Below are 10,312 nucleotides of genomic sequence, written 5' to 3'. Positions count from 1 at the left end.
GTGGTGGTGTCGGTGCCGGCCGCCGCAACCGGCACCGCCGCCGTGCCTGCTGCACCGGCTGCCGGCACCGACACCACCACCGCCCCCAACCCGGCCCGCGCACAACTGGGCGTGCCGGCTGCACCGTATTCCAACGCGGCCACCGGCGGCGGCCTGATGCAGACCACCTTTGCGCTCGCCTTCGTCATCGCCCTGCTGCTCGGCGGCGCCTGGGTACTGAAGCGCTTCGGCCCGCGCGGCTTCGGCGGCGGCAGCAATACCGTCAAGCTGGTGGGTGCGTTGAGCGTGGGTGCGCGCGAGCGCATCATGGTCGTGGAAGTGGGCGACCAGTGGATCGTGGTTGGCGCCTCGCCGGGCCGCATGAACGCGCTGGCCACCATGCCGCGCCAGGAAACGCCGGAAGTGGCGCCCGGCAGCCAGCCGATGGCGGCCCCGGCCAATTTCGCCGACTGGTTCAAGCAAACCATCGACAAGCGCAATAACAGCAATATCAATAACAAGCAATGATGGACACCAAGTACAGCCGTAATCGCAAGCTCGTCACCGGGCTGCTCGTGGCCGGCGCGCTGGCGCTGCCGTTGCTGGCGGCCGCGCAATCGAGCGTGGGCATCCCTGCCCTGAACGCCACCCCGGCGCCGGGTGGCGGCACCAACTACACGCTGCCGCTGCAGACCATGCTGTTGATGACGGCGCTGAGCTTCATCCCGGCCGCGCTGTTGTTGATGACCTGCTTTACCCGCATCATCATCGTGCTGTCGCTGCTGCGCCAGGCGCTGGGCACGCAATCGGCGCCGCCCAACCAGGTGATGGTGGGCCTGGCGCTGTTCCTGACCCTGTTCGTGATGGGTCCGACCTTCGACAAGATTTACAACGAAGCCTACCTGCCGCTGCAGGAAAGCAAGATCAACATGAGCGAGGCGCTCGACAAGGGCGCGGCGCCGTTGAAAGCGTTCATGCTCAAGCAGACGCGCCAGGCCGACCTGGCGCTGTTCGCCAAGCTGTCGCGTACACCGGCCATGCAGGGACCGGAAGACGTGCCGCTGCGCATCCTGGTGCCGGCGTTCGTCACCAGCGAACTCAAGACCGCGTTCCAGATCGGCTTTGCCATCTTCATCCCGTTCCTGATCATCGACATGGTGGTGGCCTCGGTGCTGATGGCGATGGGGATGATGATGATGTCGCCGGCGGTGATTTCGCTGCCGTTCAAGCTGATGCTGTTCGTGCTGGTCGATGGCTGGCAGTTGCTGCTCGGCTCGCTGGCCCAGAGCTTTTACTAGGGAGCGCAGATGACACCGGAAAGCGTGATGACCCTGGGCCGCCATGCCATGGAAGTGACCCTGATGATCGCCGCGCCGATGCTGCTGGTGGCGCTCGTGATCGGCCTGATCGTCAGCATCTTCCAGGCTGCCACCCAGATCAATGAAGCGACCCTGTCCTTCATCCCGAAACTGGTCGGCGTGTTCGTGGCGCTGGTGGTGGCCGGGCCGTGGATGTTGTCGATCATGCTCGACTATATGCGCGAAGTATTCGGCGGCATACCCAACCTGGTTGGCTAGCATCCCGCAGTACCGATGACGACCGCATGATTACCCTCTCCAGCACCGACATCAATATGTGGATCGCCGGGCTGCTGTGGCCGCTCACGCGCATCCTCGGCATGATCGCGGCCGCCCCCATCTTCGGCAACAACGCGGTGCCAGCGCGCATCAAGGTGATGCTGGGTGTGCTGCTGGCAATGATCATCGCTCCCACCGTACCGGCCGCGCCGGCCGTGGAGCCGCTGTCGTGGGCCGGCCTGTTGATCCTGGTGCAGGAAATGCTGGTCGGCGTGGCCATCGGCTTTACCATCCGCGTGGTGTTCGCAGCAGTGGAAATGGCTGGCGAGGTTGCCAGCCTGACCATGGGCCTGGGCTTTGCCACGTTTTTCGATCCCAACACGCGCGGCCGGTCGTCGGCGATCAGCCAGTTCCTGTCGCTAGTCGCCACCCTGGCCTTCCTCTCGGTCAATGCCCACCTGGTGCTGCTGTCGGTGCTGGTGGAAAGTTTCAGCACCTTGCCGATCTCGGCCAGCCCGATTTACGGCGGCGGTTTCAAGCAGATGGCCGACTGGGGCGGCACCGTGTTTGCCACCGGCATCCAGCTGTCGATGCCGATCGTGGCGGCGCTGCTGCTCACCAACGTCGCGCTGGGGATCTTGACGCGCGCCGCGCCCGCGCTGAACCTGTTCGGTATCGGCTTCCCGATCACGCTGGGCGTCGGCCTGCTGGTGATCGCCATGGTCCTGCCCTACCTGGTGCTGCCGATGCAAAACCTGTTCCTGAACGGCATCGAACACGCGCGCCTGATGCCGCGCACCTGGCACGAACGGGTGCCGCCGGTGGTGCCGGTGGCGCCGGTGCCGGTCATGCCCGGGCCGGCAATACAGGGAGTACCGGCGCCGGCCAACCCGGCGCCGCCGGCCGCACCGATACGATAGAACGCGTGCGGGTTGTCCCGAGCCCGCTTCTTTCGTAGACTGGCTGCAGGTCCACTCACCATCACCAGCATGCCCACCCGCCTCCTCCAGTTCGACGGCCAGACCGTGCGCCTCGACGCCCGCACCGACCGCCTCGACCCGCGCGACCGCCCTTACGCACCGCCGCTGGCCGCGCTGCCGCCGCGCTGGCCGGACGACGCGCGCCTGCGCCGCCTGCTGTCCGCCTACGTCCAGCAGGGACTGGTGCTCGATCAAAGCTCACAGGGCAGCCAGGGCGCGTGCACCGGCTACGGGCTGGCTGCCGTGGTCAACTTCCTGCTGTGGCAGCGCGATGGCGCCGGCAACACAAACCATGCCGGGCCGGTCAGCCCGCACATGTTGTACGACCTGGCGCGTTTCTACGACGAGTGGCCGGGCGAGGAATACCAGGGGTCCAGTTGCAGGGGCGCCATCAAGGGCTGGAGCAAGCACGGCAGTTGCGCCGCGCCGCTGTGGCAGGCCAGCGTGCACGCCGGCCAGGACGACGGGGACGATCACGACCAGGGTCGAGACAGCGCCGGCGGCTACCGCCCCGACCAGCGCTGGGCCAGCGACGCCGCCACCCGCCCGCTGGGCGTGTACTACCGGGTGGACAGCGCGTGCATCACGGACATGCAGGCGGCCTTGCACGCCATCGGCGCGCTGTACGTGTCGGCCAGCGTGCACCCGGGCTGGCTCGAGGTCGCTGCCGGCAACGGGCTGGCGCGGGGCCATGCCGGCCTGCCTGTGATCGGGTACGACGGCATGCCGGCTGACACCGGCAACCACGCGTTCGCCATCGTCGGCTACAACGCCCACGGCTTCGTTGTGCAGAACTCCTGGGGCGAAGGCTGGGGCGCGCGCGGCTTTGCCGTGCTGCGCTACGACGACTGGCGCGATAACGGCCTCGACTGCTGGGTGGCGGCGCTGGGCGTGCCGCAGGCAGCGGTAGCGCCCGGCTTGGCCGCCGGGTCCGGCATGGTGGCCAGGCTTGGCGCCAATGCGGGGGATGCGGGCAGCGCCAGCGGTGCAACGGTGGCTGCGGCCAAGTCGCGCCGCGTCGGTGTCTCCCTGGCTGCCGCCGATCCGCCGGTGCTGACCAACCCGGCGCTGGCCGGCGCCCTGCCCTGGTCCAGCGATACCGCCTACGCCCACACGCTGGTGAGCGGCAACAACGGCGTGCTGCGCAGCAGTCGGCCCGACCTCGGCCGCGCCAGCGACCTGGTGGCGGTGGCGGTGGACGAGCGGCTGGGCGACTGGTTGCGCCGTGGTGGCAGGAAGGTCGTGATCTACGCCCACGGCGGCCTGAATTCCGAAGCGGCCTCGCTGCGCCGCATCCGCGTGATGGGGCCATATTTCACCGCCAACGGCATTTATCCATTGTTCTACACCTGGCGCACCGGCCTGCTCGAAACCCTCGGTGGCGTGCTGCGCGACGCCGTCGGCGACACGCTGGCCCCGGCCCGATCACTGCTGGGCAGTACCTTCAGCGATGCCACGGATGGCTTGCTGGAAACCGTTGCCCACCGGGTCCGCTGGATGTGGGGCGAAATGAAGGACAACGCCGCGCTGGCGGCGCAGGACGGCGGCGCGCTGGCACTGCTCGCAGCCGCCCTGGTCCGCCTGCGGCAAGACTATCCGACACTGGAAATCCACTTGGCCGGCCACTCGGCGGGCGCTTTCGTGCACGGCCACCTGCTCGAACTGTGCCGGGCGACCAGGCTGCCGGTGGCGTCGGTCACGCTGTACGCGCCGGCCTGTTCGCTGGCGTTCGCGCGGCGCTGTTTTATCGCGGCCGTGGCGGCCGGCGTGGTGCCGCGCGACCGCTTCTGGCTGCACCTGCTGTCCGATGCGACCGAGCGCGACGACACCGTCGGGCCTTACGGCAAATCGCTGTTATACCTGGTGGCGCGTGGTTTCGAGGACGTACGCAAGACGCCGCTGGCGGGCCTGTACCGGACCGTCGATGCGGCCGCGCAGCATCCGGACGACGAACTGTGGCGCGCAGCCGACTGGCCGGCGGTGCAGGCGTGGCGCGCCTGGGTTGCCGCCCTGCCTGCCCAGGCCGATGGCTTACCGGCGTGCGAGGTCACGACCATGCGCATGCCGGTGTCGGTACAAGCAGCGCTCAAGCCCGGACACAACGCTTTCGATAACGATATCGTGATTTTGAGCCGCACCATCAACCGCGTGCTGAACCGGCCACCCAACGCCGTGCTGGCGGCGCCGGTGACCGATCTGGACTATTAAATATAGTTGAACAGGGACAGGCCCGACAGCGATTTGAATGACTTCTGCGCTGCGTCGAGGTTGGTGGACTGCTGGGTGAACATCGAGATTGCAGCCACGTAATCCACATCCTGCAAATCGGACAGCACGCTCGCGTATTGCAGCTTGAGGTCGTCGCCGGCGCTGTCGAGCGAGTCGAGTTCCTTCAAGCGCGAACCCACGGCCGCCTGCACCGACAGGATATTGTCGGCGGTGTTGTCGATGCTGTTTTGCGCCTGGTTCAGCGCATTGCTCAGGCTAGCCTGGCCGGCAGCGCCCGAACCCGGTGCGCGCAAGGCCTTGATCATGTCGTCGATGGCATTGAACACCGACTTCTTGGTCGATGGCTCTACCGAGAACTGATCGCCGTTGGCCGGCGCGCCCTTGATATCGAAGGTCATGCCATCGAACGCAATCGCCTGGCCGCTCACGTATGGCACCGGCACCGCCGGGACCGGAGTGGCCGGCACCGGCTGGTTCAGGGTCAGGTCGGTGATGGTATAGGTCGTGGACGCCGGCGTGCCGGGCACGGCGGGCGTGACCTGGAAGTCGATCTGGTACTTGCTGCCGGTAAGCTTGGTGGGATCGGACACCGAGCCCGGGGCGATGATGCCGGTGCCGCCGCGATCGTAATTGGCCGGCGAGGCGCCGGTGGCAAAGCGGCCGTTGCCAGTGAGATTGTTCTCGAACACCGAGGAGCCGGAATCGCTGATCGCCACCTTGCGGGTGGACGCTACCTGCAGCTCGCGCTGGCCCTGGTCGCCGTTATAGACCACACCGTTGGCGGTGGGGGTAAATGGTTGCGTCGTCGACTTATAGCCGGAGAACACGTAGCCGCCCACGCCATCGGACGAGTTGGCCTGTCCCAGCAGGTCGGCCAGGCGGCCTTCGAGCTCGACCGCGATCGATTCGCGATCGGCTTGCGACAGGCTGCCCGCGCCGGCTTTGACGGCCAGTTCCTTGATGTCGGTCATCAGGTTGGTGGAGCTTTGCAGGGCCACGGTTTCCAGCGACAGCAAGCCCTTGGCATTGCTGCGGTTGGTCACCATCTGCTCGTTGATGCCGGCCGACTGCGTCACCTCCAGCGCACGCGCGCTGGCGATTGGATCGTCCGCAGCGGTAAGGTTCTTGCGGCCGGTCGAGAGTTGTTGCTGGGTACGGGCCAGCGACGACTGCAGCGTGCCGATCTGGCCAACGCCGACGTCGTAAATGGTTCTGGTACTGATGCGCATGACCATGGGGCTACCTCGTCAAAAATCTGTTGGTACTCATCGGCCGAGGCTGAGCAAGGTGTCGAACAGGGTGCTGGCAATCTGCATGACCTTGCCTGCGGCCTGGTAAGCCTGCTGGTAACGCAGCAGGTTGGCCGCCTCTTCGTCTAGGTTCACGCCCGACACGCTCTGGTGCGCCTTGGTTGCCTGCACCACGGCCGCGTCAGCGGCGTTCATCCCGATCTGCGCTTCGCGCGCCTTGTTGCCCACTACGTTGACCACCTGGGCGTATGCGCCCTGGAAGGTGGCGGTGCCGTTGTTCATCACATTCTTCGATTGCAGGCCGGCCAGCAAGGCGCCGTTGCGGCTGTCGCCCACGCCGCTGGTGTTGGGGCCGACGGTGAAGGTGTCGCCATTGCCCGGCGCGCCGCTGATGCTGAAGCTGACGCCGCCGAAACCGATGGCCGCACCATCGGTGAATGGTACCGGGGTGCCGGCCGGATACGTGGTGGTATTGCCGTTGGCGGTGACCGTCACATCCTGGCCGGCCGGGAAGCCGGCCAGGGTGCCGGCCGCCTTGTCGAAGGTCAGCGTGACCGGCGCCGTCAAGGCATTGCCCGGCGCCAGGTAATTCTGGTCCACGGTGCCGGCCGAGATCTTGGCGCTGCCGGTGTTGGCAATCGGCGCGCCGGTGGTGACCGGCGCGGCCAGCGCGATCTTGGTCGGATCTTTGACCGCGACCGTCAAGTCCTTGGCGGCGGCGTACGTCGGGCGCACCAGGAAGTTGTCGTTTTGCGCGGGGGCACCGGTGATACTGTAGGCCACGCCATCGATCACCTGCGGTTCGGTCTGCGGGAACGGGTTAATCTGCGTGACCTGGCCATCGCTCAGGCGCTTGACGTTGAAATTGGTGCCGTCGAAATCGACGCTGTAATCGCTGGCGGTGAGCTTGCCGGCATCGACCACGGTACCCTTCACTTCGGCCGTGCTTTGCGGCGCGTTGTTGGCGTTGGGATTGACGTAGGCCTGGATCGGGTTGAAGAAGGTGCCACCCAGGGCGCCGTTCTGGTCCTGGCCCAGCTGGTGCTGGGCGTTGAAACTGGTGGCCAGCGACGCTGCCACCTGGCCCAACTGGTTCTGGGCGCCGTCGAGCGCGGTATTGCGGAATTCAATCAAGCCGCCCAGCTGGCCGCCGGTGATCACCTTGTCGGGCAGCGGCGTGAATTTGCCGTTGGGGGCCACGTAACCAACCGACATCTTGGACGGATCGTTGGCGGCCTGCGCCGTACCGAGAGTGAACGCGGTATTGCCAACCACCAAAGGCTGACCGGTGCCCATTTGCACGGTCAGCGTATTGTTGTCGCCCTGGATCACGTTAGTCTTGACCAGCTTGTTCAAGTCGGTGATCAGCTGGTCGCGGTGGTCGAGCAGATCGTTGGGCAAGTCGCCGCCCGAGGACAGGCCGGAGATGGTGTTGTTGAGCTCAGCAATCTGGCGCGCATACGAGTTGATCTCGCCCACGCTGGAGACGACCTGGCTGTTGACGCCTTCGGAAATTTCGTTGAGGCGCGCGCTCATGCCCTGGAACCTGGCGGCGAGCGACTCGGAGGTCGAGAGCATCGACTGCCGCGCCGCTGCCGATGCCGGACTGGCCGCGGCATTCTGTACGCCGTTGAAGAAATCCTGCATCACCGGCGACAGGCCGGCGGTAGGGTCGGCCAGCAGGTTGTCGATCTGCGAAATCTGCTTGTAAAAACCTTCGAGCGACGCCTGGTTGGTTTCGGCGCCGCGCAACTGGTTGGCCAGGAAGTTGTCGTAGTAACGGCGCACGGACGACACTTCGGTGCCGGTGCCGACAAAGCCGGCGCCGGTGTTTTGCGAAGGCGTGTCGGTCTGCACCACGCCCTGGCGGGAATAACCCGGGACGTTCGCGTTGGTAATGTTGTTGCCGGTCGTAGACAATCCGACCTGGGCCGCCAACAAACCACTTCTGCCGATACTCAGTAGACTCATGATGGTTTCACTTTATGTTGCTAAGGTTTACGGCAGCCCAGCCCGAAACTTGAATTATCCAGATTTGAAGCGACAACCGAAGCCACAACTGGCCGGCTTACACCTGTTCAGGGCCAGGCGCTGCAACGACGCCCTGGACAGGTTTAACCGGCCAGCGAGCGTTTAATGATGCTAGTGAGCTTATTGGCATATTGCGGATCGGTGGCGTAACCGGCCTTCTGCAGCCCCTGGGCAAAGGCGCTGGCGTCGCCGGCGCTGGCCAGCACCTTTTCGTAACGCGGGTTGTTGGTGATCAGGCGCGCATAGTCCTTGAAGCTGTCGGCGTAGCTGTCGTAGGCGCGGAAGCGTTCCACCCTGGTCTGGGCCTTGCCGTTGACGTATTCGGTCGTGGTCGCCTCAACAACCTTGCCTTTCCAGTCAGGCGTGGCCTTGATGCCGAACAGGTTGTTGCTGTTGGTGCCGTCGCGCCCCTTGATCTCGCGTTTGCCCCAGCCGCTCTCGAGCGCAGCCTGGCCCAGCATGAACTTGGCCGGAATGCCGGTCGCGGCGCTGGCCTCGTCCGCGTGCGACGACAGTTTTTCCTGGAAGCTGATAACGTGCGGCGCCTGCGACCCCCGGCGTGCCGGCGCAGCCGGCTTGGCGTCCGCAATCGCTTCGGTCTTGGCCGTGGCGGCGGCGTTGCCGCCGGCCGCGGCGATGGCTTTTTGCAGCCTGGCGTCCATCAGGCTGGCCATGCCGGCAAAGCTACCGGCATTGGCGCCATCGGCGGCATCGCCGGCGCCGCCCACGGCCAGCGCCTGCTTGTCGTTATGGCCCAGCTGGCGCACCAGCATGTCGGCCAGGCCGATGCCCTTCTTGGCGATGCTCTGGGCGGTCTGCTGGTCCTGCATGCCGGTCAACATCTTGGTCTGGTCGCTATTGGTCAGGCTGTCCTGCGGCGACGCTTCGCGCATGGTCTTCAACATGGTGTTGACGAACATCGCTTCGAACTGGGTGGCGGCGCCCTTGAGCGCTTCGGGCGTGCCGGCCCGCGCACCCTGGCGCAGGCTGCCCATGTCCTTGACGTCGAGCGCAAACTTGCGCGAGAGGTCGTTGCCGAGGGTGTTGGAGTTTTGACTGGTCATGGCGTGATTCCCGCGTTTTCCGCTTAAATGATTTCAAGCTCGGCGCGCAGCGAACCTGCGGCCTTCATGGCTTGCAGGATCGACAGCAAGTCCTGCGGCGTGGCGCCGATGGCGTTGAGCGCCTTGACAACTTCGGCCAGCGACGCGCCGCCCTTGACCATCATGACCTTGCCGCCGTCTTTTTTGATCGCCACGTTCTGGTTCTGGGTGACCACGGTGGAGCCGCCCGAGAGCGGATTGGGCTGGCTCACCTGCGGATCGGACGAGACCGATACTGACATATTGCCGTGCGAAATGGCGCACGTCTCCAGAGTCACGGCGCGGTTCATCACCACCGACCCGGTGCGGGCATTCATGATCACCTTGGCCGGCTGTTCGGCCGGGTTGACGTTCATGTCCTGCAAGGTGCCGATGAACGTCACGCGCTGGTCGCTGCTGCTGGGGGCCTGCACGCGGATCACGCGGCCGTCGAGCGCGTAGGCAATGCCGGCGCCGTACTTGTCGTTGATCGCGTCCACCACCCGGCTGGCCGTGGCGAAGTCGCTGGTGTTCAATTCCAGGCGGATCATGTTGCCCTCGCCCAGGCTCGAAGCGACTACGCGTTCGACCGTTGCGCCAGCAGAAATCTTGCCCACGCTCAGGTGGTTGATGACCAGAGAATTACCGCCGCCACCGCCACCGGCCTGCACGCCGACGCCGCCGACCAGCACATTGCCCTGGGCCATGGCGTACACCTGGCCATCAGCGCCTTTCAGGGGCGTCATCAACAGGGTGCCGCCGCGCAAGCTCTTGGCATTGCCCATCGACGAGACGGTGATGTCCAGCGTTTGGCCCGGCTGCGAGAACGGCGGCAGCGACGACGTCACCATCACGGCCGCGACGTTTTTCAGTTGCAGCTGGGTGCCCTGCGGCAGGTTCACGCCCAGTTGCTGCAGCATCGACACCACGCTTTGCACGGTGAACGGGGTCTGGGTGGTCTGGTCGCCGCTGCCGTCGAGGCCGACCACGATGCCGTAGCCGATCAGCTGGTTGTGGCGCACGCCGGCGATGCTGGCCAGGTCGCGCAGGCGCTCGGCTTGGGCCGGCGGCGCCATCAGCAGCGACAGCACCACGGTGCCGACGATGATGCCGACCACCACCGCGCCGCGTTTGCAGGCGGCGGTGGCGCGCCGGACACTGGCATTTGCCTGGGAAAGTTTCAT

Annotated in this window: 9 protein-coding genes; 5 read left to right on the top strand and 4 right to left on the bottom strand. The window is 65.8% G+C overall.

Annotation, left to right across the window (positions count from 1 at the left end; genetic code table 11):
- The 5 genes from fliO to DUPY_RS05400 form a co-directional block, all read left to right on the top strand.
- Nucleotides 1-507, top strand: a 507-nt coding sequence (gene fliO, locus DUPY_RS05420; protein ID WP_307188184.1) for a flagellar biosynthetic protein FliO, incomplete at its 5' end; no start/stop codon positions are given.
- Entirely contained in the window at nucleotides 507-1,277 is a 771-nt protein-coding gene (gene fliP, locus DUPY_RS05415) for a flagellar type III secretion system pore protein FliP (RefSeq protein WP_070246815.1), read from the top strand. The genes fliO and fliP, both read left to right, overlap by 1 nt.
- Before the next feature lie 9 nt (nucleotides 1,278-1,286).
- Nucleotides 1,287-1,556: a flagellar biosynthesis protein FliQ gene (fliQ, locus tag DUPY_RS05410; protein WP_070246809.1), complete on the top strand. Its 270-nt coding sequence runs from the start codon at nucleotides 1,287-1,289 to the stop codon at nucleotides 1,554-1,556.
- Between the two features lie 26 nt (nucleotides 1,557-1,582).
- Nucleotides 1,583-2,476, top strand: a complete 894-nt coding sequence (fliR, locus tag DUPY_RS05405; protein ID WP_070246808.1) for a flagellar biosynthetic protein FliR — start codon at nucleotides 1,583-1,585, stop codon at nucleotides 2,474-2,476.
- 69 nt (nucleotides 2,477-2,545) lie between these two features.
- Nucleotides 2,546-4,744 (top strand): C1 family peptidase, encoded by a 2,199-nt coding sequence (locus DUPY_RS05400; protein WP_070246807.1) that lies wholly within the window; start codon nucleotides 2,546-2,548, stop codon nucleotides 4,742-4,744.
- On the opposite strand, the gene flgL is transcribed toward DUPY_RS05400, so the two are convergent.
- From flgL to DUPY_RS05380, 4 genes are all read right to left on the bottom strand, one after another.
- Nucleotides 4,741-6,000, bottom strand: coding sequence for a flagellar hook-associated protein FlgL (gene flgL / locus DUPY_RS05395; RefSeq protein WP_084640550.1), 1,260 nt, complete (start codon nucleotides 5,998-6,000; stop codon nucleotides 4,741-4,743). The genes DUPY_RS05400 and flgL overlap by 4 nt on opposite strands.
- Nucleotides 6,001-6,030: 30 nt before the next feature.
- A complete protein-coding gene (gene flgK, locus DUPY_RS05390) occupies nucleotides 6,031-7,986 on the bottom strand; it encodes a flagellar hook-associated protein FlgK (protein WP_070246806.1) in 1,956 nt (651 codons plus the stop codon).
- Between the two features lie 143 nt (nucleotides 7,987-8,129).
- The gene (flgJ, locus tag DUPY_RS05385) at nucleotides 8,130-9,110 is read right to left on the bottom strand and encodes a flagellar assembly peptidoglycan hydrolase FlgJ (RefSeq protein WP_070246805.1); all 981 of its coding nucleotides are present in this window, start codon (nucleotides 9,108-9,110) and stop codon (nucleotides 8,130-8,132) included.
- A 23-nt stretch (nucleotides 9,111-9,133) separates the two neighbouring features.
- Nucleotides 9,134-10,312, bottom strand: coding sequence for a flagellar basal body P-ring protein FlgI (locus DUPY_RS05380; protein WP_071651585.1), 1,179 nt, complete (start codon nucleotides 10,310-10,312; stop codon nucleotides 9,134-9,136).

This window comes from Duganella phyllosphaerae, assembly GCF_001758785.1.
GTDB classification, from domain to species: domain Bacteria; phylum Pseudomonadota; class Gammaproteobacteria; order Burkholderiales; family Burkholderiaceae_D; genus Rugamonas; species Rugamonas phyllosphaerae.
Note: the sequence above shows the minus strand (reverse complement) of the source record. Positions and strands in the feature narration are given on the sequence as shown.